Consider the following 24167-nt stretch of genomic DNA (forward strand, 5'->3'; position numbering starts at 1 on the left):
ACTACTCATAGTAGTGGTGTTTCTTTATAGATGGCAATGAAATTGTAAAACAAGATCCATGATCAACTTCACTTGTGACTGTAATATTCCCGCCGTGTAGTTCTACGATTTCCTTCACGATAGAAAGCCCTAAACCGGTTCCGCCTGTAGCTCGTGTTCTTGCTTTATCAACACGATAAAAGCGGTCGAAAATGTGAGGGAGGTCTTCAGGGGGAATACCTTCACCGTCGTCCTCAATGTTGATGGAAATATGCTTATATTCTTCTGTAACAGAAATGTTGATATGAGAATGCTCTTTTGAATGTCTATAAGCGTTATTTAAAATGTTTATTATAACTTGTTCAAATCGCTGTTCATCTAAGTTGACTAACAGTGTAGGAGGACAAGTGAAAGAAACTTTAATGTGTCTTTCTTTATACATTGCATTTACTTTTTCGGCTATGCGAGTAAGGAAGGTGTGTAATTGTACCTCGTTTACATGAATAGAAAAGTTATGTTGTTCCATTTGAGCGAGTGAAAATAAATCTTGAACTAAGTTCGTAATATAATCAGACTCATCTTTTATAATAGATAAATATCGTAAACGTTGTTCAGGAGGTGTGCTGTCTTTTAAGGCAATGTCAGCGTAACCTCTTACGTATGTTAAAGGTGTACGTAATTCGTGAGCAACACTTGCTAGAAATTCACTTCTTTCCGTTTTCATATAATGTAAATCATTTGCGAGCGTTTGAATAGATTGTGCGAGTTCACCAATTTCATCATTTCGAGTAGTCGTTAATGAAACGGATAAATCACCTTTACTCATTTTTTCAGTGGCATGTTTCATGTGTAACAATGGCTTTGTTAATAAACGGGATAATAGAAAAATGGTGATGACTGTTAGTAGAAATGTGATGATACCGGCAATAATGAATTGTTTTGTTAGCCTATTAACCATCTCTTCAATTGATTCAGTTCCAAGAAACATGTACACATAGCCCTCATGTTTTCCACCTACTACAATGGGGCTAACTGTACAAATATAATTAGATGTTTTCCAATGATTTTCTATAATAGCTCCGTTATGGTCGGTTCGAGTTTGCATTCCACTAATATGATTTTTTATAGTCGTGTTTATTTCGTTAGATTTAGCTAGTACTGCTTTATTTGCATTTGTAATAACAACAGTAGTTTCAGCTTCAGACTCCATTAATGCAACGTGAGAGATTGTTTGTTTATCATAATATTTTTCAAGTACATCTCGATGACTATTTCCTCGTTTTAATAGAGCAGTCATTTCTTCATTCACTCTATTGTTTACAAGACTATAATAGAGCAAAACAAAGAGGACGCTTTCGATTAAAAGTGTAACAATTAAAAAATAAAATCCGAATTGAATAGAAATTCGCTTCATCGTTTCGCTCCTAAATATTCGGTATCAACCCACCTGTAACCTACCCCGTACACAGTTTTTAAATGATGATCAATAGGGAAATTTGCTTTTCGCAATTTATCACGCAAATTACGAATATGTGAATCGACTGTGCGATCTTCGGTATTTGTGTTTAATCCCCAAATTCGTTCAATGAGCTGATCACGGCTTAATACATAATTTACATGGCGTAAAAATAATCCGAGTAAAGAGAATTCGATTGGTGTGAGAAGAAGTTCTTCATTATATACAGAAGCAAAGTGCTTCGTCTCATCCCATAGAATGCCGTGATATTGGATTTGTTTATGTTCATTTGTGCGCCTTAAAACAGCTTCAATTCTTGCGAAAAGTTCCTCTTCATGGAAAGGTTTCGTTACGTAATCATCCGCTCCGAGTTTTAATCCTTGGACGACATCTACTGTTTGATCACGAGCGGTAACCATAATAATAGGAACGTTACTAAATGAGCGGATTTTTTTGCACGTGTCCCATCCGTCCATCTTTGGCATCATAATATCGAGTAAAACAAATTTAAAGTTTCGGTTTTCTATATGTAAAATAGCTTCTTCTCCTGACGTCGCACATACGCAGTTATATCCGATTGGAGTAAGATAAAGCGTTAATAATTCAAGCATTCTCGGTTCATCGTCTACGAGTAGTATATCGACCATAGAGTACCTCCGCATTTTTAGTTATTACTTAAATTGTAAGTCAAAATCATGAAGAAATGGTGCAGATTATCATGCATCTGCATAATTTCTTCAGAATTGCTTGTTATTGTAAAGGTGAAATTCTAATTTAGGTAATGATATTGGCTCGAAAACGATTGATACGGAGGCGGTATAGTGAAAAAAGTGACCCGAGTTTTTGGGATAACAATAATTACAGCAGTTGGTCTTGCTGCATGCGGACAAACGAATACAGACCATAAAAACCATGAATCTACAAAAGAGAAGAAAACAGAGCAAAAAGAGATGAAAATGAATCAAGAGGTAACTGCGCCGAAAGAAATGAATAAAGGGGCATCTAATGATTTATTAACAACAAGTTTAAAAAATATAACGAGATTAAATACAAATGATCCATTGCAAATGGCAGTACTAACTTCGCAAACGATATGGCCAGCAACGCATCAAGAGAATCAGCCAGGCGCTATTATTTTAGTACCAGTAAATGAGTGGCAATTAGGTATTGCGAGTGCGGATCTTATTCACCATCCGAATAATGGGCCGATTTTATTTATAGAAAAAGAAAAGGTACCTGAAATGACGTTAAAAGAAATAAAACGATTAAATCCGCTCGGAACGAAAGATGGAACACAAATTATGGTGATGGGGGATGTAGGTGCATCTATCCTTGAGCAATTAAAAGAATATAAAGTAAAGCAAATAAAAGAAACGGATCCAGCTATATTTGCTAAAGCTGTTGATAAAGAATATGCCGATATAACAGGAAGCTATCCAAATAGCGTTATTGTCGGTTCGTCTGAAGAAGAAGGACGTTTGTATACAACACCAGCTGTAAACTGGATTTCTCATATGCCAGAGCCACTACTCTATACAGAAAAGAATAAAGTGCCAGAAGCGACAATTGAGGCGTTAAAGATGAGAAAAGATAAAGCGAATATATATGTGTTAGGACCAGAGAAAATCGTGTCAAAAGAAGTAGAACGAGAGTTAAGTAAATATGGGAAAGTAACGCGTATTAGTGGAGAGACACCAGTAGAAAATTCTATCGCATTTGCGAAGTTTAAAGATGAAAAAACAAAATTCGGCTGGGGATTCACAAAACCAGGTCACGGTTTGTCATTTGTTTCAAGCGAAACACCAGACTTAGCAATTGCAGGAGCACCTTTTTCACATATGGGTAAACACTCACCTGTTGTCTTGCTGGGGGAAGGTAAAGCTTCGCAACCAGTTTATGACTTCCTTGCTAGTATTCAGCCGAAGTTTAAAGATGACCCAACACTGGGACCGTATAACCATGGCTTCCTTTTAGGTAGTACGAGTAATATTTCATTTGAAACACAAGGAATATTAGATGAGAGATTAGAAATTGTTCAGGAAAGTGGTCAAGGTCACGGTGGACATTAATGAAACGAGAAAAGACGCTATGAAGATAGCGTCTTTTTTTAGGAAACTTTTACATAGCGCAATATCCTTTCCTCGTTATATAATAGCCTTCGTGCAGTCGGCTAGATTTTCTTATGGAGAAAATCAAATGATAAAGGAGTAGAGGAGTGGTATTTTGTTTCAAACGATAAAAAATGACTGGTTTTCTAATGTGAGAGGGGACGTGTTATCAGGAATTGTCGTTGCTTTAGCATTAATCCCTGAAGCGATAGCCTTCTCTGTTATTGCAGGCGTGGATCCGACAGTTGGACTATACGCCGCCTTTTGTATTGCAGTTACCATTTCATTTGTTGGCGGAAGAACTGGAATGATTTCAGCTGCAACAGGTGCAATGGCATTATTAATGGTAACGCTCGTTAAAGATTATGGTTTGCAATATTTATTTGCTACAACAATATTAACAGGTATTGTCCAAATTATTTTTGGCGTGTTCAAACTGAGCTCATTTATGAAGTTTGTTCCGAAATCTGTTATGAGTGGTTTTTTAAATTCACTTGGAATTTTAGTTTTTACAGCGCAATTGCCACATTTTAAAAATACAACTTGGCAAATGTATGCACTCGTTGTATTAGGACTTGCAATTATATATTTATTTCCACGTATTACAACGGCTGTGCCGTCTACGCTTATTTCAATTATTATTGTGACGAGTATTGCACTTATAAGCGGATTACAGTTGAAAACAGTAGGAGATATGGGAAGCCTGCCGAAAGAATTACCGTTCTTTAGTATTCCTGACGTGCCTTTTACACTTGAGACATTAGGGATTATTTTACCTTATGCAGTTATGCTTGCAATTATCGGTTTACTAGAATCATTATTAACAGCTTCAGTTTTAGATGATATGACGCATACGGAAAGTAATAAACATAAAGAGGCACGTGGACAAGGGATTGCGAACATTGTTGCTGGATTTTTCGGAGGAATGGCAGGATGTGCAATGATTGGCCAATCTGTTATTAACATTAAGTCAGGTGGACGAGGGCGTTTATCAACATTTATAGCGGGCGGATTTTTAATCGTATTACTATTTGTTTTAGGTGATTATGTTGTTCATATTCCGATGGCAGCTTTAGTTGCAGTTATGATTATGGTTTCAATTGGAACATTTGATTGGAACTCTGTAGCGACGATTCATAAAGTGCCAAAAGGAAATGCGTTCGTCATGATCGTAACGGTTGTCGTTGTTCTTATCACCCACAATCTAGGATTAGGCGTGATCATCGGGACAGTAATTAGTGCTGTTTTATTTGCATTCAACATGGCAAAGATTCACGTGAAACATTTATATATTGAAAATAAGAAAATATACGAAATTCATGGCCAACTATTCTTCGCATCTACGGCAGATTTTATAAATGCTTTTTCATTTGATGAAGATGTAAAAGAAATTGAAATGAACTTTACTCATGCACACGTATGGGATGATTCAGCAGTGGCCGCAATTGATAAAGTTATCATGAAGTATGAACAAAGTGGTGTGAAAGTAAGTATAACGGGATTAAATGAACGTAGCTCAAAACTTGTTGCAAATTTAGCAACTTATAATAAAAGAATTGCTAGTTAAAAGCCTCCTTTTTAGGGGGCTTTATTATATAATACGAGTAGGATAACGAAAAGGGGATTCAGCATATGTACAAACAAATTATATTAGCATGTGATGGTTCTGAACATGCACTTCGGGCAGCGGAGCATGCAATACATATTGCGAAATGTAGTGAAGAAGCAAATGTTGAAATTGTATATGTCGTAGATAATAGAACAGCAAAATCAGATATTATACACGGACAAACAGATTTTGAAACAATATCAGCTAGTCGGAAAGATAAATTAAAAGAGATTGAAGGATTATTAAAGGAAGAGAAGATTTCTTATAAATTTACGATTCTGCATGGTGATCCTGGTGATACGCTCGTTCAATATGTAAATACAGGGGATATAGATCTTGTTATTGCTGGGAGCAGAGGATTAAATACATTACAAGAAATGATGCTTGGTAGCGTAAGTCATAAAATAGCAAAACGAGTGAAATGTCCAGTAATGATTATAAAATAAAATGAAATAGCACGTAACTAAGACTTTGGGATACCCGAGGTCTTTTTTTATGTATAAATGACATCCTTTTGTGGAAATACTAGATATATAAGTTGAAAAGATGTTAACTTACAAATTTGTAAGTTTGTTGTTAGGAAAATCGATGTTATGAAAATTTTCCCATTGGTAAAATAAAAGTATCAAAGGGGAGATAGGGAGGATGGAAGGTATGAAATCATTTCAAAATTTATCATATAGTCAAGGGGTAAGCTTAATTTGTTTAGGGGGATTTGCTGCATCTGTTACGTTAGCTGTATTAATAAAGGTATTTCATCAAATTTTTTAATTTTATAGTAGGGAAGGAATTGATTGTTATAGCTAGTAAGAAAAGTGCTGTAAATAAAGAATAGCTCTTAGCGTATAGAATAAACGCTAAGAGCTATTTTTATGTTTGTTTACATATTTATATTTTGCTTAAGCTTGTTTTGACTTTGCAGATCCTGTATTTAAAGTAAGGGCAAGGAAGAACATTGCAAGTACGCAAGATACAAGTAATAAAATGAATCCGCCATCCCATCCGAATGCATCTACAATAAAGCCCATAGCTGCGCTAGCAAAAGTAGCTCCGCCTAGGTAACCAAAGAAACCAGTTAGGCCTGCTGCAGTTCCAGCAGCTTTCTTTGGTGCTAAGTCAAGTGCGTGAAGACCAATTAGCATAACAGGTCCGTAAATTAAAAATCCAATGGAAACAAGTGCGATACTATCAATGATTGGGTGACCAGCAGGATTTAGCCAGTAAACAAGAACGGCAATGAATACACCGACCATAAATAAAATACCAGCAGGTGCGCGGCGTCCTTTAAATAGTTTATCACTCATCCATCCGCAAAGAAGTGTACCTGGAATACCAGCCCATTCATATAGAGCGTAAGCTGTACGTGAGCTACTATGAGTAAAGCTTTTTTCCTCTACTAAATAAGTAGGAGCCCAGTCTACAACGCCGTAACGTACGAAATATACGAAAACGTTCGCTATAGCGATGTACCATAAAAATTTATTGTTTAGTACGTATTTAAATAAAATTTCTTTTACCGAAAGTTCGCGTTCGCGATCTTTCACTTTTTCACCTGATGGATATTCGCCAGTATGTTCCTCAATAGACGGTAATCCACAAGATTGGGGTGTATCTCTCATCGTAATCAATACATAAATACCAACTAAAATTGAAAGAATACCTGGGAAGTAAAATATACTTTTCCAGTCATTTGCAAAGAAGTATAAGCCTAATGTAACGAGAGAAGGCATAAGTGCGCCGCCGACGTTATGAGCGACGTTCCAAATAGACATTTTTGTACCACGTTCACTAATAGAGAACCAGTGAACCATCGTACGACCACAAGGAGGCCATCCCATCCCTTGTACCCATCCATTTAAAAACTGAAGTACAAACATAAGTATAATGCTCGTTGTAATGAAAGAAAATGAGCCGAAAATAATATTAATGATACCTGATAAAAATAGCCCAGCTGCTAAAAAGTAGCGAGGATTACAACGGTCGGATACGATACCCATAAGAAATTTACTTAATCCGTAAGCGATAGATACTGCTGAAAGGATAACCCCAAGTTCCCCTTTACTAAAGCCTTGTTCAATTAAGTATGGCATTGCTAGTGAAAAGTTTTTTCGAACAAAGTAGTAACCTGCATAACCGATGAAGATACCTAAAAATACTTGTAAACGTAATTTACGGTATTCGCTATCAATGCGATCAGCTGGTAAGCGTTCTGCATGGGGCGCAGGTTTAAATAATTGTGTGAAAAACATAAAATGAAAATCCTCCCCTAATTAATTGGAAGCGTTTAAGACAGAGAGAATATAAAAAGGCCATGAAATATAAAAAAGTTCCCTTTTTTATGATTCATAGCCGTATACTCCGATTCTCCGTGACTGTCAATATTAACTTCGACGAAAATTATACAACTTTGTGACAAAAATGTAAACGTTTTTATGAATAAAAGGTATTGACGGATTTTGTTCGCGGGATTAATATTTAAATACGTTAAATATTTTATTGTTTAAATAAGAGGTGGATAACATGCCAAATGATATGACTCATATTGATAAGATTCAAGCTCTTACATTCGCTATAGGAAAGAAAATGCAAACAGAGCTATTGGAACAAATGCAAGCATCAGGACTTACACCACCGCAATTTTATATTTTAAAGATTTTAGATCATTACGGAGCTTCAAGAGCGACACAATTGGCGGAGAAAATGTACGTAAAACCGAGCGCGATTACAGTAATGATCGACCGTTTAATTGATCATGAGTTAGTAGAGCGTTATCACGATGATAATGATCGCCGTGTTGTTGTCATTGAGCTAACGAAAAAGGGGAAAAATACAGTAAAAGAGGCGATGGCAGCTCGTAATGAGCATATCGCAAAATACTTTTCACAATTAGAATTACAAGAACGAGAAGATTTGTTGCGCCTCTTTGAAAAGTTAGAAACCATTATTTGCGGGACACAAGAGAAAAAAGAGAATAAATAAGAGGAATTGAGGAGATTACATGGAGCAACAAGGCAATACAAATAGAAAGTTGTTGTTAATTGGTTTAGTAATTGCGATGCTATTTGCTGCGTTAGACGGAACAATCGTTGGTACAGCGATGCCGCGTATCGTTGGTGAACTTGGCGGACTAAGCTTAATGACATGGTTAACAACAGCTTATATGTTAACATCAACGACAGTCGTACCAATTGCAGGTAAATTAGCGGATTTACTTGGGCGTCGTAACGTATATATAACAGGGCTAGTTATTTTTATGATTGGTTCAGCGTTATGTGGTATGGCAAATGGTATGACAGAATTAATTATTTTCCGTGGTATTCAAGGTCTTGGTGGCGGTATTATGATGCCGATGGCTATGATTATTATTGGAGACATGTTCACGGGAAAAGAACGTGCGAAATGGCAAGGTATTTTTGGTGCGTTATACGGTCTTGCTTCTGTAATTGGACCACAAGTTGGTGGTTGGATTGTAGACGCAGTGAACTGGAGATGGGTATTCTACATTAATTTACCAGTTGGTATTTTAGCAACAGTCTTTATCGCAATGGGATTAAAATCACATAAACAAACGGGACCAATTAAAATTGATATCGCTGGAATCTTTACGATGATTCTCGGTGTTGTAAGTTTATTACTTGCGTTAACGTTTGGCGGAAAAGATTACGCATGGGATTCTTGGCAAATTATCGGTTTATTTGCACTAGCTGTAATTGGTATCATTAGTTTCGTTATCGTTGAAACGAAAGCTGAAGAACCAATTTTACCGATGCATTTCTTTAAAAACCGTACGTTTACAATACTTAATGCGATTGGATTCTTTATGAGTATCGGAATGTTCGGTGCGATTATGTTCGTACCATTCTTCATGCAAGGTATTGTAGGAGTAAGTGCTGCTGAGTCGGGAACGATTATGACACCGATGATGATTACAATGATTGTTATGAGTATTATTGGTGGGCAACTTGTATTAAAAGTCGGTGTAAAACCACAAATTATCGCAGGAATGCTTATTATGGCTGGTGGTTTCTGGTTATTAACAACGATGGATATGCACACAACTAAACTGACTGCAACTTCTTATATGATGGTTATCGGTTTAGGCATGGGTCTTGTAATGCCGACATTAACATTAGCGTTACAAGAAAGCTTCCCGAAAAAAGACCTTGGTGTCGTAACATCATCAAGTCAGTTTTTCCGTCAAATCGGTGGGACATTCGGTATTACAATTTTAGGATCAATTATGAATAACACGTCAGGTACAACATTAACAAATAAGTTAGTACCTGTATTAGATACATTCCCGAAAGAAGCGGGACAAATGGTAACAAAATTTAAAGATATGATTCATACAGACCCACAAGGTTTATATTCGATGCTATTTAGTCCAGAGGCATTAAAACAAATGCCAGAAGCATTTGCTAACAGTATCGTACCAATTTTGAAAAATTCTTTAGTAGACTCACTTCATACTGTATTCTTAACAGGATTAGTATTTATCGTAGTAGGCGCTATTTTTACGATTTTCTTACAGAAAATTAAACTGTCGGATCGTAAAAAAGATGCTGAAAAGCCTGCTGTAGAAGAACAAGAAAAAACTGTATCATATACGTAATGAAAAAGCATCGCCATTAGGCGATGCTTTTTTGAGTATAACCTTAAAAGCTTTTTTGTGAGAAATGATTGACGTATTTTTATAAATGCGTTATATTATTTTCTGTAAACGGTTACATGAAATGAGGAGAAAAGAGAATGAGTACGATTAAAGACGTTGCGAAATTAGCGGGAGTATCTGTTGCGACCGTTTCCAGAGTGTTAAATAAAAATGGATATGTTCATGAGGATACGTTAAAGAAAGTAGAACGAGCAATTGAAATGCTAGATTATAAACCTAGTACAGTAGCGCGTTCTTTATATAATAAAAAATCTCGTTTAATTGGGTTAGTAGTTCCAAATATCGTGAATCCATTCTTTCCAGAAGTTGCACGTGCCGTAGAAGATGTAGCACATAAACAAGGTTACACAGTTGTCCTTTGTAACTCTGATGAAAGTTTAGAAAAAGAGAAACAATACATTGATGTACTTAGACAAAATAATGTAGATGGATTTATTGTAGCAACGAATCCACAAAATAGTATAAATTACATGAATTTATCAGTTCCAGTCGTTGCGATTGACCGTATGTTTAATGAGCGTATTCCTACTGTATATGCTGATAACTATGCAGGAAGTCAGGATGCGACAAGGTTGTTAATAGATAAAGGATGCAAACATATTGCACATATTCGTGGACCACGTGATGTAAGTACAGCAAATGAGCGTTTTGAAGGTTTTGTAGATATCATTACGCAAAATAATCTTTCATATATGATTGCAGAGAGTACATTTGACCCAGCAAATAGTGCGCGTGTAGCAATGGAATTATTAGAAGAATACCCGCATATTGATGGTATTGTTGCTGGGAATGATTTAATTGCAATTGGTATTGTAAAGGCTGCACTTCAAAAAGGAATGGCTATTCCTGACGATTTACAAATTATCGGATTCGATGGAATTTCTTTAACAGAAATGATGTACCCATCTATTACAACTGTTGCACAGCCAATATATGAGATGGGGAAAATTGCAACAGAGTTGTTGTTAGAGCAAATGGAAGGAAATGCATTGGAAGAGAAACACTATCGTTTACCGATTAAAATTATAGAAAGAAATACAACGAAGTAAGGAGATGAAACAGATGCCAAATATTGCAGTAGTAGGTAGTATTTCAATGGACTTAGTGGCTGTTTCAAAGAAACGGCCGAAAGCAGGAGAAACAGTAATTGGTGAAGCATTTCATACGATCCCAGGAGGGAAAGGGGCGAACCAAGCAGTTGCTGCAGCTAGATTAGGTGCCAATGTAGCAATGGTTGGAGCAGTAGGAAATGATGATTACGGAACAGTAGTTAGAAAAAATTTAGAGAACGAACGTGTTTTTATCGACTATGTGGTACCGGTTACAGATGGAACGACAGGAATTGCTCATATCGTTTTAGCAGAAGAGGATAACAGTATTGTTGTCGTACAAGGAGCAAATGCTCTTGTGAATGAATCGGTTGTAGATCGTTCAAAAGATCTTCTCGTAAAAGCTGATATGGTTGTTCTACAATTAGAGATTCCGCTTGAAACAGTAAAGTATGTTCTATCTATTTGCGAAGAACATAAAATTCCAGTTATGTTGAATCCAGCGCCAGCACAAGTGTTATCAGAAGACATATTAGAAAAGGCAACGTATATTACGCCAAATGAACATGAGTGCCGCATTGTATTAGATGATTTTACATCACCAATTGAAGATTTACTGGCGAAATATCCAAATAAACTATTGATGACAGAAGGTTCTAACGGTGTTCGTTTCCATAATGGTACGGAGATTCTACATATTCCTAGCATTGCTGTTGATGTAGTGGATACGACTGGAGCTGGTGATACATTTAATGGTGCGTTAGCAGTTGCACTTTCTGAAGGAGAAACGCTTCAAAAAGCAATTCGTTTTGCGAATATTGCTGGAGGCCTTTCTGTAACAAAACTTGGGGCACAAGGCGGTATGCCGACGAGAGATAGAGTACGTGAAGTGCAGGTGATTGTCGGATGAAAAAGCACGGTGTATTAAACAGTGAGATTGCGGCAGTCCTGGCTTCACTCGGACATACAGATACGCTTGTAATTGCTGATTGTGGATTACCGATTCCTGATGGAGTAAAGCGAATTGATTTAGCTGTTGAACTTGGAAAGCCGAGTTTTTTAGATGTATTACAAGTTGTAGCTGATGATATGGCAATTGAAAAAGTGACGTTAGCAGAAGAAGTCATTATCAATAATGCGGAAGTAAATAAAGAGATTGAGCTGCAATTAAAAGAACCAGCATTTGAATATGTATCACATGAACAATTTAAAGAAAATACAAAAAAAGCGAAGGCAATTATCCGTACAGGAGAGGCTACGCCTTATGCCAATGTAATTTTACATGCAGGCGTGATTTTTTAATAAAGGGAAGTGATGAGAATGCGTATTGAAATGAAAAACATTTCAAAGGCGTTCAGTGGAAATCCTGTTTTGAAGAATGCACAGTTTATGATTGAAGCAGGAGAAGTCCATGCATTGATGGGGGAAAATGGAGCGGGTAAATCGACGCTCATGAAGATTTTAACAGGTGTATATACAAAAGATGGTGGAACAGTCACGATTGATGGGCAAGAACGCACTTTTAAAAATGCGAAAGAAGCGGAAGAGTACGGCATTGCATTTATACATCAAGAACTGAACATATTGCCAAATTTAACAGTAGCTGAAAATATGTTTCTCGGTAAAGAGTTAATGTATGGGAAAACAGGTATTTTACGTACTCGTCAAATGAACGCGATTGCGCAGCAGCAATTGGCGGAGCTAGGATTACATGTAAAAGGTGCTATGTTAGCAGGAGAACTATCAGTTGGACAACAGCAAATTATTGAAATTGCGAAAGCATTGATGACAAGCGCAAGCGTTATTATTATGGATGAACCAACTGCGGCACTGACGGATCGTGAAATTGAAACGCTCTTTACAGTTATAAATAAGTTACGTAAAGAAGGGGTTTCATTCGTTTACATTTCACACCGCATGGAAGAAATATTCTCAATATGTGATGCTATTACAATTTTGCGTGATGGAGAATATGTAGGGAAAAGATTAATTCCGGAAACGTCATTTGATGAAGTAGTGAGTATGATGGTGGGGCGCAGCATTGGTGAACGTTACCCAGAGCGAAATAGTCAAATTGGTGAAGTAATTTTTGAAATGCGTAACGGAACGAAAAAGGGGAAATTTGAAAATGTTTCGTTTCAAGTTAGAAAAGGTGAAATTCTTGGTGTAGCTGGCTTGATGGGAGCTGGTCGCACAGATATTATGAAAGCGATATTTGGATATGAACCTTTAGACTCTGGACAAATTTTTATAAACGGACAAGAAGTAAAGATTGATAGTCCGATAGATGCAATTAGACAAAGAATTGCTTTCATTACAGAGGATAGAAAGTCTGAAGGATTAGTGTTAGATTTCTCAATTCGAGAAAATTTAGCGTTACCGAATTTAGAAAGTCTTTCAAAGGGAAGTGTCCTTAGTAACGAACTAGAACAACAGTTTACAGAGGACATGATGAAACTTCTTAATGTGAAAGCATCTAGTGGAGAGCAAGCGGTGAAATCTCTTTCTGGTGGAAATCAGCAAAAGATTGTAATTGCGAAATGGTTAGGTATTCATCCGCAGTTACTCATTTTAGATGAGCCAACAAGAGGTGTGGATGTTGGAGCGAAAAAAGAAATTTACTCTATTATGAATAAGCTGACTGAACAAGGAGATGCCGTTATTATGGTATCATCTGAGCTTCCCGAAGTTTTAGGGATGAGCGATCGAGTTCTTGTTATTCATGAAGGAAAAGTCGGCGGTATTTTAGGGAAAGATGAGGCATCACAAGAGTCTATAATGGCACTAGCTACAGGGGGAGAGTAAGGATGGCTAAGAAGGGGAATGTATTACAACAACTCGGTTCTTTAATCGGTTTAGTATTAATTATTGTCGTAATTACAGCTTTAAATCCAGCATTTATTGAAATTCCAAATTTATTTAATATACTGCGTCAAGTATCGATTAATGCGCTTATTGCATTCGGAATGACCTTTGTAATTTTAACAGGGGGTATTGACTTATCGGTAGGTTCTATTTTAGCATTATCAAGTGCACTTGTTGCTGGAATGATGGCAAGTGGCATGGACCCGTTCCTTGCAATGGCAGTTGGACTACTTGCTGGTCTTGTAATGGGAATTGTAAACGGTATCATCATTGCGAAAGGAAAAGTAGCTCCATTTATTGCGACTTTAGCAACAATGACTATTTTTCGTGGGTTGACGCTTGTTTATATGGACGGACGTCCGATCACTGGTCTTGGTGATCATTTAATGTTCCAAATGTTTGGCCGCGGTTATTTTCTTGGTATTCCGGTACCAGCTGTTACAATGATGATCGCTTTCGCAGTGCTGTACTTCATTTTGAAGAAAACGACATTTGGTCGCCGTACATTTGCAATTGGTGGAAATGAAGAAGCAGCAGCACTATCAGGTATTAATGTTACGAGAATTAAAGTAATGATTTACGGTCTTTCCGGAATCTTGGCAGCGCTTGCAGGTATTGTCTTAACATCACGATTAGATTCTGCACAGCCGACTGCGGGTACTTCTTACGAATTAGATGCAATTGCAGCAGTTGTATTAGGAGGGACAAGTCTTTCTGGAGGAAGAGGATGGATTGTTGGTACATTCATCGGTGTACTTATTATCGGTGTACTAAATAACGGTTTAAATTTATTAGGTGTATCTTCTTTCTTCCAACAAGTTGTAAAAGGACTTGTAATCTTACTAGCTGTATTAATTGATCGTCGAAAAGAAGCGTAATGGAGGGACAGTTCATGAAGAAATGGTTACTTATACTCGTTGCATGTATTATGGTCATTACTGCTGGTTGTTCAATGGAACCACCAGAATGGGCAAAGGATTCTAGCGATAAAGGTCGAAATAAAACTATTAAAGTTGGATTCTCTGTTTCAACTTTAAACAATCCATTTTTCGTGACTTTGAAAAAAGGTGCAGAAAAGAAAGCGAAAGATAGTGGCATTGAATTGATTGCTGTTGATGCACAAAACGATGCAGCAAAGCAAACGAACGATGTTGAAGATTTAATTCAAAAAGGTGTGGACGCAGTTGTTATTAATCCAACCGATTCAGATGCTGTTGCTTCAGCAGTAAGTGCGGCAAATGCAGCGAATGTTCCTGTTATTACAGTAGACCGCGTTGCGAATTCAGGTAAAGTTGTTTCGCACATTGCTTCTAACAATATCGAAGGTGGTCAAATGGCTAGTGATTACATTCGTGAATTAGTTGGCGGGGGAGCGAACGTTGCTGAGTTAGAAGGAATCCCTGGATCCTCTGCTGCTCGTGAGCGTGGGAAAGGATTCCATAACGTAGCTGATAAGTCTTTAAAAGTAGTAGCAAAACAAGCAGCTGATTTCGATCGTGCAAAAGGTTTATCTGTTATGGAAAATATTTTGCAAGCGAATAGCGATATTAAAGCGGTATTTGCTCATAACGATGAAATGGCATTAGGGGCACTTGAGGCATTAAAATCTGCTGGGAAAACGGATGTAGTAGTTGTTGGATTTGATGCAACAGATGATGCTGTGAAAGCGGTTAACGATGGGCGTATGGCTGCAACAGTCGCTCAAAAACCGGAATTAATCGGAGAGAAGGCGATGCAAACAGCAAAAGAAATAACACAAGGTAAAAAAGTGGACAAATCTATTCCGATTGAATTAGAGCTTATTAAAAAAAATAAATAAATATAAAATGAAAATTAGGAAGGAAGAATAACAAATGAAATTCTTTATTGATACAGCAAACATTAACGAAATTAAAGAGGCAAATGCATTAGGCGTAGTAGCTGGAGTAACGACAAACCCATCACTTGTAGCAAAAGAAGGCGTAGATTTCCATGAGCGTATTCGTGAAATTTGCAGCTTTATAGAAGGACCTGTAAGTGCAGAAGTAATTAGCTTAGAAGCTGATAAAATGATTGAAGAAGGAAAAGAATTAGCGAAGATTGCTCCAAACGTTGTTGTAAAAGTACCGATGACAACGGAAGGTTTAAAAGCAGTAAAAGCATTTTCAGATTTAGGAATTCGTACAAACGTTACATTAGTATTCTCAGCAGTTCAAGCATTACTTGCAGCTCGCGCTGGTGCGACATACGTTTCACCATTCTTAGGTCGCCTAGATGATATCGGTCATAACGGTATGGACTTAATTCGCCAAATCGCAGAAATCTTTGCAATTCACGGCATTGAAACAGAAATCATTGCAGCATCTGTACGTCACAGCGTTCACGTAACTGACGCAGCACTAAATGGTGCACATATTGCAACAATCCCAGCAAACGTAATTGCTTCATTAGTGAAGCACCCATTAACAGATCAAGGGATTGAGAAATTCCTAGCTGATTGGGAAAAAACACAAGAGAAATAATATGAAATCGAGAATCCTAGTTTAATTGACTAGGGTTCTTTTTTTATTTGAAGGAATTTTCATGCAATTTTGCATATTGTCTTTTAAATTTTTAATATAAGCTATTTAATATATACAAATCACTCTTTATTTTTTATATTTCGATATAAAGTAACACTTTAATCAGTGATGGGGGTTGTTCATCCCCCACCGGATTATTAGCCCTCGCCAATTGGGCTTTTACGGGCAGTTATCTCCCAATTAACTTCCTCGGGTTCGCTGAATTTTGAGGTGGGAGTCTTACTGCCTAGCAAATAGTGGGATAAAAAGATAGAGGGGCTGACCAGAAAACTGGAGGGCATGATTCTATAACAGAAAGCTTAACGTTTATAGAATTATGCCTTTTTATATAGGGAGGGCAGAAAGCCGGGATTTCGATTTAAACGCACTTATTTATCTGAATTTTAAGTTTTATAAAAGGAGAGACAGAGGATGAAAAGAAAAGCTCCATTTAAAGTACTATCAACGTTAGCAATTGCGGCAATTATCGGATGTACATCTGTAATGAGTGCTCCGTTAGCATACGCAGAAACGCCAGCGAAAGAAAAAGATAATGTGTCTACAACACCAATTGATTACAATTTAATTCAAGAAGATCGTTTAGCGGAAGCGCTGAAAGAAAGAGGAACAATTAATCCAGCATCTTCTAAAGAAGAAACGAAAAAAGCTGTCGAGCAGTATATTGAAAAGAAGCAAGGAGATCAAGCGAATAAAGAAATTCTTCCAGAGGATACGGCAAAAGAAGCATCTGATTTCGTGAAAAAGGTAAAAGAGAAAAAGATGGAAGAAAAGGAGAACGTAAAGAAGGCTGAAAAAAATGTTAGCCCTGAGCAAAAGCCGGAACCAAATAAAAAGCAATTGAATGGACAAGTTCCAACTTCCAAGGCAAAGCAAGCTCCATATAAGGGATCTGTTCGATCTGATAAAGTATTAGTGCTACTCGTTGAATTTAGTGATTATAAACATAATAATATTGATCAAACACCAGGTTATATGTATTCGAAAGACTTTAGTAGAGAACATTATCAAAAGATGTTGTTTGGTAATGAGCCTTATACATTATTTGATGGTTCGAAAGTAAAAACATTTAAACAATATTATGAAGAGCAGTCTGGCGGTAGCTATACGACAGACGGATATGTAACGGAGTGGCTAACTGTTCCAGGAAAAGCATCTGATTATGGAGCTGATGGTAGTAGTGGTCACGATAATAAAGGTCCAAAAGGTGCACGTGATTTAGTGAAGGAAGCTTTACATGCAGCTGCTGAGAAAGGGTTAGACTTATCTCAGTTTGATCAATTCGATAGATATGATACAAATGGCGATGGGAATCAAAATGAACCTGATGGTGTAATTGATCATTTAATGGTAATTCATTCTGGTGTTGGTCAAGAAGCTGGTGGCGGTAAATTAGGTGATGATGCAATTTGGTCACATCGTTCAAAATTAGCTACAGATCCAGTAGCGATTGAAGGGACAAAATCAAAGGTAGATTACTTTGGTGGAAAAGTAGCAGCGCATGATTACACAATTGAACCAGAAGATGGCGCTGTAGGTGTGTTTGCACATGAATTTGGACATGACCTTGGTTTACCGGATGAATATGATACGAAATATACTGGAGCTGGATCACCTGTTGAAGCTTGGTCATTAATGAGTGGAGGCAGTTGGACAGGAAAAATTGCAGGAACAGAGCCGACTAGTTTTTCACCACAAAATAAAGACTTCTTACAAAAGAATATGGGTGGCAACTGGGCAAAAATTTTAGAAGTAGATTACGATAAAATTAAGCGTGGTGTAGGAATTCCTACATATATTGATCAAAGTGTTACGAAATCAAATCGTCCAGGTGTTGTACGTGTTAATTTGCCAGGTAAGAGTGTTGAAACGATTAAACCTGAGTTTGGAAAGCATGCATATTATAGTACAAGAGGAGATGATATGCACACAACACTAGAGACACCATTCTTTGATTTAACAAAAGGAACACATGCAAAATTCGATTATAAAGCAAATTATGAGTTAGAAGCAGAGTGCGATTTTGTTGAAGTACATGCAGTAACAGAAGATGGAACAAAAACATTAATTGATAGACTTGGAGAAAAAGTAGTACAAGGAGATAAAGATACAACAGATGGGAAATGGATTGATAAATCATACGATTTAAGTCAATTTAAAGGGAAGAAAGTGAAACTACAATTCGACTACATTACAGATCCAGCTGTAACATATAAAGGTTTCGCGATGGATAATGTAAGTGTAACTGTTGACGGACAAGGTGTATTCTCTGATGATGCAGAAGGACAGTCAAAAATGCAGTTAAATGGATTCGTTGTTTCTGATGGGACAGAGAAGAAAGCTCATTATTATTATTTAGAGTGGAGAAACTACGCTGGATCAGATAATGGATTAAAAGCAGGAAGAGGTCCGGTATACAATACAGGTCTTGTCGTTTGGTATGCAGATGATAGTTTCAAAGATAACTGGGTTGGGGTGCATCCAGGTGAAGGCTTCCTTGGGGTTGTAGACTCTCATCCAGAAGCGTTTGTTGGTAATTTGAACGGGAAATCAGCGTACGGTAATACAGGCATGCAAATTGCAGACGCTGCATTTTCATTTGATCAAACACCAGCATGGAGTGTAAATTCATTAACACGTGGACAGTTTAATTATGCTGGATTACAAGGTGTTACAACATTTGATGATTCAAAAGTATACAGTAACAAGCAAATTGCTGATGCAGGACGAAAAGTGCCAAATCTTGGTCTTAAATTCCAAGTTGTTGGACAAGCAGAGGATAAGTCTGCAGGTGCGGTTTGGATTAAGCGTTAATAAATTAAAAAGCACATTCTTCATATGAAGAATGTGCTTTTTAATTTGTACAGTAAGTTATTATTTTAGTTTATGTAATACAAGTGTCTGTTCATATGTAGTGTATCAAATTATATGGAGAAAGGAAATATTTCCGAGGAAATTGTCGAAGTATCGTCGGTATTTATTCAGTTTCTTTTTTTAGGGAGAAAGTAGTATTGCTTTTATACATAAGTTTATTTACAGTATTACTTGGTTATAAGCAAAAGTAATGTATATTAGGCGAAAAAAGAGCCCTATTCGATAGAGCTTTTTTTTGTGAGTAGAAAGGAGAAGTTATAAATGAAAGAAACAATTGTATGCCCACAGTGTGAAGGAAATATTACTGCACAACATATTATCGACATCCCACATCTTTTTTCATTAAGGTGTCCACATTGTAAGGTGAAGCTGAAAGAAATAAGGATAACGCCATGTTTAATATTAGCGGCAATTTGTATAATCCCACTGTTTATTATGATTGGTGAGAGCACTAAAGAATTGCTAGGAAAATATTTTTCTATTATAGACAATGTACCAACCGTACTTATTTTCTTCTTATTTTGTTATCCGTTGTATTATTTCTATGAAAAATATAATGCCAGCTTATTTATTAAGTATGGTTTATTGAAAGTGAAAAATTGAACAGGAGCTTATCATTATGTTGTGGAAAATTTATTTAGTAATTGTAGCGATATTAGCTATTACTTCATTAATAAGAGGGATGTTTCAAACACCAATTCAAAAGTTTGATTTTGTAGTATCCATTATTACGTGGATAGGGCTATTTGGTTTTGTCTTCGATGTAGAAATATTAACCTCAATCGTTTGGAAATGCATCTTCGTGTTTAGCATTATTTGGACTTTGAGTGCCGTTTTTGTTTTATGTTTATATGAAGAGAAGGATGAACCGCTACCTTTTATATTCAAATTAATTGGTGTGATTCCAACTTTGCCGTTATATTATGGGTTATATCAATATGCATTTTAAAAAAAGACAATGATGGAATTAACCCATCATTGTCTTTTTTACTTTGCTTCTTACGTAAATCATACCGGCAAACGTTAATAAGAATGCAGTTCCGATAACGAAGCTGACACTAGGTGATGCCCCGATTGCTCCAACTGTAAAGGAACCAGCAACAACTCCTAATGAGAAGAATGCATAAAATAATCCGAAGGCTTTCCCGCGATTATCATCTGTCGTATTTTCAACAAGTAATGCATTTATCGATGGGAAAAGGATAGCGAATCCAATGCCATAAATCATCATAACGATAAAGAGCATGCCTTTTGTTGCGAATAATCCAAGTAAAGATAACGCTAATGCCATTACTGCAATACCAATCAGCATTAGTTTTGAACGATTAAATCGATCGTAAATACGATTTGTTGGAAGTAAGAAGAAGAGAATAGCGGTAATTCCGAATACACTTAGCATCATACCTGTTGTAGATGCTTTAAGTGCTAACGCCTCAACTTTTACTGGTAACATATATGTGACAATTCCTTGTGAAAACATTAGAGTGAAAGCACCAATATATGCCTGTAATAACGGTTCGGATTTCAATAGTTCAAACATGTCTTCTTTGTACATCATTTGTGTTCTTGATGTATCTTTTCTTGACACGTTATTTGGTAAGAAGAATAGAGATACGATTGTACCAAGAACCATTAAAATAGAAATAGTAATGAAAACCCATTCTATTCCAGCTGTCGCTTTCATAATGCCACTGAAAGCAGGACCTACGATAGCCGCTGTTCCAACAGCAGCACCAGATAGAGCCATTGCTTTTCCTTGTCTTTTTGCATTTGTTTGTTTTGATAAAAATGTAAAGGCAGCAGGAATTAAAAAGCCATCACTAAATCCATGCATAAAGCGAACAACTAATAGTTGTTCACCACTTTGAACAACGGTGTATAACAAGACTATGAAACTCGTAATTCCCATGCTTATATAAAGGATTTTTTTTGCACCAAATTTATCGACAGCGGCTCCAGCAATAATATTACCGATCATATTAGCGAATGAGTACATACCGACAACTAGCCCGATAATAAGAGGGGTTCCTCCAAGACTTTGAGCGAAAGTACTCATAATAGGTAATTGTGAAAATGTATCTAAAAATGCCACGATAACGATAAAGTAAATAAAATATTTCAAGCGATATTCACCTCTCCTATGCTATTATGGCACAATGCTAATTTCACCTGCAATGAAATTGAATTAACAGATGTGGAAAAAAGTACAAAGTGACAAAATATTGAACGTTATTTGTAAAAAATTAGTGGGAATGTGATTGTTTTTTTGAAATATATGGATAGAAGTATTATAATAGAATTGTAAACTTCACCAGGTTAAGTATATACATAGAGAGGGATGTATAAAATGAAAGCACTACTTTGGCATAATCAACGTGATGTACGAGTAGAAGAAGTACCAGAACCAACAGTAAAACCAGGAACAGTGAAAATCAAAGTTAAATGGTGTGGTATTTGTGGGACAGACTTGCATGAATATTTAGCAGGGCCTATTTTTATTCCAACAGAAGAACATCCATTAACACATGTGAAAGCACCTGTTATTTTAGGTCATGAGTTTAGTGGTGAGGTAATAGAGATTGGTGAAGGAGTTACATCTCATAAAGTGGGAGACCGCGTTGTTGTAGAACCAATTTATTCTTGTGGTAAATGTGAAGCTTGTAAACATGGACATTACAATGTTTGTGAACAGCTTGTTTTCCACGGTCTTGGTGGAGACGGTGGTGGTTTCTCTGAATATACAGTAGTACCAGAAGATATGGTTCATCATATTCCAGATGAAATGACGTATGAACAAGGTGCACTTGTAGAACCAGCAGCAGTAGCAGTTCATGCAGTACGTCAAAGTAAATTAAAAGAAGGGGAAGCTGTAGCAGTATTTGGTTGTGGTCCAATTGGACTTCTTGTTATCCAAGCAGCTAAAGCAGCAGGAGCAACTCCTGTTATCGCAGTTGAACTTTCTAAAGAACGTCAAGAGTTAGCAAAATTAGCAGGTGCGGATTACGTATTAAATCCAGCAACTCAAGATGTATTAGCAGAAATTCGTAACTTAACAAACGGTTTAGGTGTAAATGTTAGCTTCGAAGTAACAGGTGTTGAAGTTGTACTACGTCAAGCAATTGAAAGTACAAGTTTCGAAGGACAAACGGTAATTGTTAGCGTATGGGAAAAAGATGCAACAATTACTCCGAACAACCTTGTATTAAAAGAAAAAGAAGTTATCGGTATTCTTGGATACCGTCACATCTTCCCATCTGTTATTAAATTAATTAGCTCTGGTCAAATTCAAGCAGAGAAATTAATTACGAAAAAAATTACAGTGGATCAAGTTGTTGAAGAAGGATTTGAAGCACTTGTAAAAGATAAAACACAAGTGAAAATTCTTGTTTCACCCAAATAATAAAGAATTGAAAAAAGTAGTCCTTTTCTAGAAATAGAAGAGGGCTACTTTTTTTCTATACGGAAAGGTGATAGACTTTCCTTTGACTAAATGTACTTTTGGTTGGGAGGGAAAGTTGAATGCTTTCATTTTTTTTAACATTGAAACGTATGCTAAGAGCCTGTTTGCGAGCGTGGAAGGATAAAGAATTTCAAGTTTTATTCGTATTAACAATTTTGACTTTAATATCGGGTACAATCTTTTATAGCACAGTGGAGGGATTACGTATCCTTGATGCTTTATATTTTAGTGTTGTGACACTGACAACTGTAGGCGATAAAGATTTTAGTCCTCAAACTGATTTTGGGAAGATATTTACGATACTATACATATTTATCGGGATTGGATTAGTGTTTGGATTTATTCATAAGTTGGCGGTTAATGTGCAACTACCAAGTATATTATCGAATAGAAGAAAAGAGTAAAGCATGTAATTGCTTTACTCTTTTTTTACATTAGTTTAGACAAGTATTTGCAGTAGCTTAACAATACTTTATTACAATGTAAGTGCATTCATTCATTATATTCACTATGTATAAAGTTATAATGATATGAACATTTGCATATTTTAATTTAGTGATAGAAATTTTATGAAAGGTGGGATATTCTAGTCATAGGTTAACCAGACGACATCATAGGATCCTAGCAAAATGTTTACAATAATTCAATTATAAAATGGAGGATTTCAGATGAAAAAGAAAGTTCTTGCTTTAGCAGCAGCTATTACGTTAGTAGCACCGTTACAAAGTGTTGCGTTTGCTCATGAAAACGATGGAGGACAGAGAGTAGGCGTTATTCCGCGCTGGTCTGCTGAAGATAAACATAAAGAAGGCGTAAACTCTCATTTATGGATTGTAAACCGTGCAATGGATATTATGTCTCGTAATACAACACTTGTAAAACAAGAGCGAGTTGCACTATTAAATGAATGGCGTACGGAGTTAGAGAATGGTATTTATGCTGCTGACTATGAAAATCCTTATTATGATAATAGCACATTTGCTTCACACTTCTATGACCCTGATAACGGGAAAACGTATATTCCATATGCAAAGCAGGCGAAGGAAACTGGAGCTAAATATTTTAAATTAGCTGGTGAGTCATACAAAAATAAAGATATGAAACAAGCATTCTTCTATTTAGGATTATCTCTTCATTATTTAGGAGATGTAAACCAACCGATGCATGCGGCAAACTTTACAAATCTTTCGTATCCACAAGGGTTCCATTCTAAATATGAAAACTTTGTAGATACGATAAAAGATAATTACAAAGTAACGGATGGAAATGGATATTGGAACTGGAAAGGTACAAATCCAGAAGATTGGATTCATGGAGCGGCAGTAGTTGCGAAACAAGATTACGCTGGCATTGTAAATGATAATACGAAAGATTGGTTCGTGAGAGCTGCTGTATCGCAAGATTATGCAGATAAATGGCGCGCTGAAGTTACACCAATGACAGGTAAGCGTTTAATGGATGCACAACGTGTTACTGCTGGATACATCCAGCTTTGGTTTGATACGTACGGAAATCGTTAAGTATTTAAAAAAGGTCA

23 protein-coding genes are annotated in these 24167 nt (G+C 36.6%); 19 read left to right on the plus strand and 4 right to left on the minus strand.

Going from position 1 to position 24167, the window contains the following annotated elements; translation table 11 throughout:
- Position 1 precedes the first annotated feature (1 nt).
- Both JDS92_RS09065 and JDS92_RS09070 read right to left on the minus strand, forming a co-directional pair.
- The gene (locus JDS92_RS09065; protein WP_199631841.1) at positions 2-1393 is read right to left on the minus strand and encodes a sensor histidine kinase; all 1392 of its coding nucleotides are present in this window, start codon (positions 1391-1393) and stop codon (positions 2-4) included.
- Positions 1390-2082: a response regulator transcription factor gene (locus JDS92_RS09070; RefSeq protein ID WP_098911604.1), complete on the minus strand. Its 693-nt coding sequence runs from the start codon at positions 2080-2082 to the stop codon at positions 1390-1392. Before JDS92_RS09070 ends, JDS92_RS09065 begins: the two co-directional genes overlap by 4 nt.
- 174 nt (positions 2083-2256) lie before the next feature.
- On the opposite strand from JDS92_RS09070, the gene JDS92_RS09075 reads away from it, so the two are divergent.
- From JDS92_RS09075 to JDS92_RS09090, 4 genes are all read left to right on the plus strand, one after another.
- Entirely contained in the window at positions 2257-3504 is a 1248-nt protein-coding gene (locus JDS92_RS09075; RefSeq protein ID WP_199631842.1) for a cell wall-binding repeat-containing protein, read from the plus strand.
- Positions 3505-3658: 154 nt separating this feature from the next.
- A complete protein-coding gene (locus JDS92_RS09080) occupies positions 3659-5110 on the plus strand; it encodes a SulP family inorganic anion transporter (protein ID WP_199631843.1) in 1452 nt (483 codons plus the stop codon).
- Positions 5111-5175: 65 nt separating this feature from the next.
- The gene (locus tag JDS92_RS09085) at positions 5176-5598 is read left to right on the plus strand and encodes a universal stress protein (protein WP_000277986.1); all 423 of its coding nucleotides are present in this window, start codon (positions 5176-5178) and stop codon (positions 5596-5598) included.
- 208 nt (positions 5599-5806) lie between these two features.
- A complete protein-coding gene (locus tag JDS92_RS09090) occupies positions 5807-5923 on the plus strand; it encodes a DUF4027 family protein (protein ID WP_000834733.1) in 117 nt (38 codons plus the stop codon).
- A gap of 128 nt (positions 5924-6051) precedes the next feature.
- Here JDS92_RS09090 and glpT read toward each other — a convergent pair whose 3' ends face one another.
- Positions 6052-7401, minus strand: a complete 1350-nt coding sequence (gene glpT, locus JDS92_RS09095; protein ID WP_000466380.1) for a glycerol-3-phosphate transporter — start codon at positions 7399-7401, stop codon at positions 6052-6054.
- Positions 7402-7672: 271 nt separating this feature from the next.
- Here glpT and JDS92_RS09100 point away from each other — a divergent pair, with 271 nt between their 5' ends.
- The 12 genes from JDS92_RS09100 (at position 7673) to JDS92_RS09155 (ending at position 20119) form a co-directional block, all read left to right on the plus strand.
- Positions 7673-8131 carry a MarR family winged helix-turn-helix transcriptional regulator gene (locus JDS92_RS09100; RefSeq protein WP_001132370.1) on the plus strand — a complete coding sequence of 153 codons (459 nt, stop codon included), beginning with the start codon at positions 7673-7675 and terminating at the stop codon, positions 8129-8131.
- Positions 8132-8150: 19 nt separating this feature from the next.
- On the plus strand, positions 8151-9764 hold the full coding sequence (locus JDS92_RS09105) for an MDR family MFS transporter (RefSeq protein WP_098711020.1): 1614 nt from the start codon (positions 8151-8153) through the stop codon (positions 9762-9764).
- Between the two features lie 137 nt (positions 9765-9901).
- Positions 9902-10873: a ribose operon transcriptional repressor RbsR gene (rbsR, locus tag JDS92_RS09110; protein WP_098911607.1), complete on the plus strand. Its 972-nt coding sequence runs from the start codon at positions 9902-9904 to the stop codon at positions 10871-10873.
- Positions 10874-10886: 13 nt separating this feature from the next.
- Entirely contained in the window at positions 10887-11783 is an 897-nt protein-coding gene (gene rbsK, locus JDS92_RS09115) for a ribokinase (protein ID WP_001132871.1), read from the plus strand.
- Positions 11780-12175: a D-ribose pyranase gene (rbsD, locus tag JDS92_RS09120; protein ID WP_000716145.1), complete on the plus strand. Its 396-nt coding sequence runs from the start codon at positions 11780-11782 to the stop codon at positions 12173-12175. The genes rbsK and rbsD overlap by 4 nt, the downstream gene beginning before the upstream one ends.
- A gap of 18 nt (positions 12176-12193) precedes the next feature.
- A complete protein-coding gene (gene rbsA / locus JDS92_RS09125; RefSeq protein WP_016107544.1) occupies positions 12194-13678 on the plus strand; it encodes a ribose ABC transporter ATP-binding protein RbsA in 1485 nt (494 codons plus the stop codon).
- A 2-nt stretch (positions 13679-13680) separates the two neighbouring features.
- A complete protein-coding gene (locus JDS92_RS09130) occupies positions 13681-14616 on the plus strand; it encodes an ABC transporter permease subunit (RefSeq protein ID WP_001074641.1) in 936 nt (311 codons plus the stop codon).
- 14 nt (positions 14617-14630) lie between these two features.
- The gene (gene rbsB / locus JDS92_RS09135) at positions 14631-15557 is read left to right on the plus strand and encodes a ribose ABC transporter substrate-binding protein RbsB (protein WP_199631844.1); all 927 of its coding nucleotides are present in this window, start codon (positions 14631-14633) and stop codon (positions 15555-15557) included.
- A 34-nt stretch (positions 15558-15591) separates the two neighbouring features.
- Positions 15592-16239 (plus strand): fructose-6-phosphate aldolase, encoded by a 648-nt coding sequence (fsa, locus tag JDS92_RS09140; protein WP_000667666.1) that lies wholly within the window; start codon positions 15592-15594, stop codon positions 16237-16239.
- A 471-nt stretch (positions 16240-16710) separates the two neighbouring features.
- Positions 16711-19110: a M6 family metalloprotease immune inhibitor InhA2 gene (gene inhA2, locus JDS92_RS09145; protein ID WP_016107545.1), complete on the plus strand. Its 2400-nt coding sequence runs from the start codon at positions 16711-16713 to the stop codon at positions 19108-19110.
- A gap of 321 nt (positions 19111-19431) precedes the next feature.
- Positions 19432-19773 (plus strand): hypothetical protein, encoded by a 342-nt coding sequence (locus JDS92_RS09150; protein ID WP_000665294.1) that lies wholly within the window; start codon positions 19432-19434, stop codon positions 19771-19773.
- A 16-nt stretch (positions 19774-19789) separates the two neighbouring features.
- Entirely contained in the window at positions 19790-20119 is a 330-nt protein-coding gene (locus tag JDS92_RS09155; RefSeq protein ID WP_199631845.1) for a hypothetical protein, read from the plus strand.
- An 18-nt stretch (positions 20120-20137) separates the two neighbouring features.
- Here the strand turns inward: JDS92_RS09155 and JDS92_RS09160 are convergent, their stop codons facing one another.
- Positions 20138-21292 carry an MFS transporter gene (locus JDS92_RS09160; protein ID WP_097959045.1) on the minus strand — a complete coding sequence of 385 codons (1155 nt, stop codon included), beginning with the start codon at positions 21290-21292 and terminating at the stop codon, positions 20138-20140.
- Positions 21293-21517: 225 nt separating this feature from the next.
- On the opposite strand from JDS92_RS09160, the gene bdhA reads away from it, so the two are divergent.
- From bdhA to cerA, 3 genes are all read left to right on the plus strand, one after another.
- A complete protein-coding gene (gene bdhA / locus JDS92_RS09165) occupies positions 21518-22570 on the plus strand; it encodes a (R,R)-butanediol dehydrogenase (protein ID WP_000645825.1) in 1053 nt (350 codons plus the stop codon).
- A 119-nt stretch (positions 22571-22689) separates the two neighbouring features.
- Entirely contained in the window at positions 22690-23034 is a 345-nt protein-coding gene (locus JDS92_RS09170; RefSeq protein WP_000947914.1) for a potassium channel family protein, read from the plus strand.
- Between the two features lie 264 nt (positions 23035-23298).
- Complete coding sequence (gene cerA, locus JDS92_RS09175) at positions 23299-24150, plus strand: phospholipase CerA (RefSeq protein WP_000731003.1); 852 nt, start codon at positions 23299-23301, stop codon at positions 24148-24150.
- Positions 24151-24167 lie beyond the last annotated feature (17 nt).

The organism is Bacillus cereus group sp. N12 (assembly GCF_016483575.1).
GTDB lineage: Bacteria > Bacillota > Bacilli > Bacillales > Bacillaceae_G > Bacillus_A > Bacillus_A toyonensis.

What these genes read in the sequence shown, in the direction of transcription:
- JDS92_RS09065 (WP_199631841.1), bottom strand. Translation starts at nt 1,393, where the DNA reads ATGAAGCGAATTTCTATTCAATTCGGATTTTATTTTTTAATTGTTACA.
- JDS92_RS09070 (WP_098911604.1), bottom strand. Translation starts at nt 2,082, where the DNA reads ATGGTCGATATACTACTCGTAGACGATGAACCGAGAATGCTTGAATTA.
- JDS92_RS09085 (WP_000277986.1), top strand. Translation starts at nt 5,176, where the DNA reads ATGTACAAACAAATTATATTAGCATGTGATGGTTCTGAACATGCACTT.
- JDS92_RS09090 (WP_000834733.1), top strand. Translation starts at nt 5,807, where the DNA reads ATGAAATCATTTCAAAATTTATCATATAGTCAAGGGGTAAGCTTAATT.
- glpT (WP_000466380.1), bottom strand. Translation starts at nt 7,401, where the DNA reads ATGTTTTTCACACAATTATTTAAACCTGCGCCCCATGCAGAACGCTTA.
- JDS92_RS09100 (WP_001132370.1), top strand. Translation starts at nt 7,673, where the DNA reads ATGCCAAATGATATGACTCATATTGATAAGATTCAAGCTCTTACATTC.
- JDS92_RS09105 (WP_098711020.1), top strand. Translation starts at nt 8,151, where the DNA reads ATGGAGCAACAAGGCAATACAAATAGAAAGTTGTTGTTAATTGGTTTA.
- rbsR (WP_098911607.1), top strand. Translation starts at nt 9,902, where the DNA reads ATGAGTACGATTAAAGACGTTGCGAAATTAGCGGGAGTATCTGTTGCG.
- rbsK (WP_001132871.1), top strand. Translation starts at nt 10,887, where the DNA reads ATGCCAAATATTGCAGTAGTAGGTAGTATTTCAATGGACTTAGTGGCT.
- rbsD (WP_000716145.1), top strand. Translation starts at nt 11,780, where the DNA reads ATGAAAAAGCACGGTGTATTAAACAGTGAGATTGCGGCAGTCCTGGCT.
- rbsA (WP_016107544.1), top strand. Translation starts at nt 12,194, where the DNA reads ATGCGTATTGAAATGAAAAACATTTCAAAGGCGTTCAGTGGAAATCCT.
- JDS92_RS09130 (WP_001074641.1), top strand. Translation starts at nt 13,681, where the DNA reads ATGGCTAAGAAGGGGAATGTATTACAACAACTCGGTTCTTTAATCGGT.
- rbsB (WP_199631844.1), top strand. Translation starts at nt 14,631, where the DNA reads ATGAAGAAATGGTTACTTATACTCGTTGCATGTATTATGGTCATTACT.
- fsa (WP_000667666.1), top strand. Translation starts at nt 15,592, where the DNA reads ATGAAATTCTTTATTGATACAGCAAACATTAACGAAATTAAAGAGGCA.
- inhA2 (WP_016107545.1), top strand. Translation starts at nt 16,711, where the DNA reads ATGAAAAGAAAAGCTCCATTTAAAGTACTATCAACGTTAGCAATTGCG.
- JDS92_RS09150 (WP_000665294.1), top strand. Translation starts at nt 19,432, where the DNA reads ATGAAAGAAACAATTGTATGCCCACAGTGTGAAGGAAATATTACTGCA.
- JDS92_RS09155 (WP_199631845.1), top strand. Translation starts at nt 19,790, where the DNA reads ATGTTGTGGAAAATTTATTTAGTAATTGTAGCGATATTAGCTATTACT.
- bdhA (WP_000645825.1), top strand. Translation starts at nt 21,518, where the DNA reads ATGAAAGCACTACTTTGGCATAATCAACGTGATGTACGAGTAGAAGAA.
- JDS92_RS09170 (WP_000947914.1), top strand. Translation starts at nt 22,690, where the DNA reads ATGCTTTCATTTTTTTTAACATTGAAACGTATGCTAAGAGCCTGTTTG.
- cerA (WP_000731003.1), top strand. Translation starts at nt 23,299, where the DNA reads ATGAAAAAGAAAGTTCTTGCTTTAGCAGCAGCTATTACGTTAGTAGCA.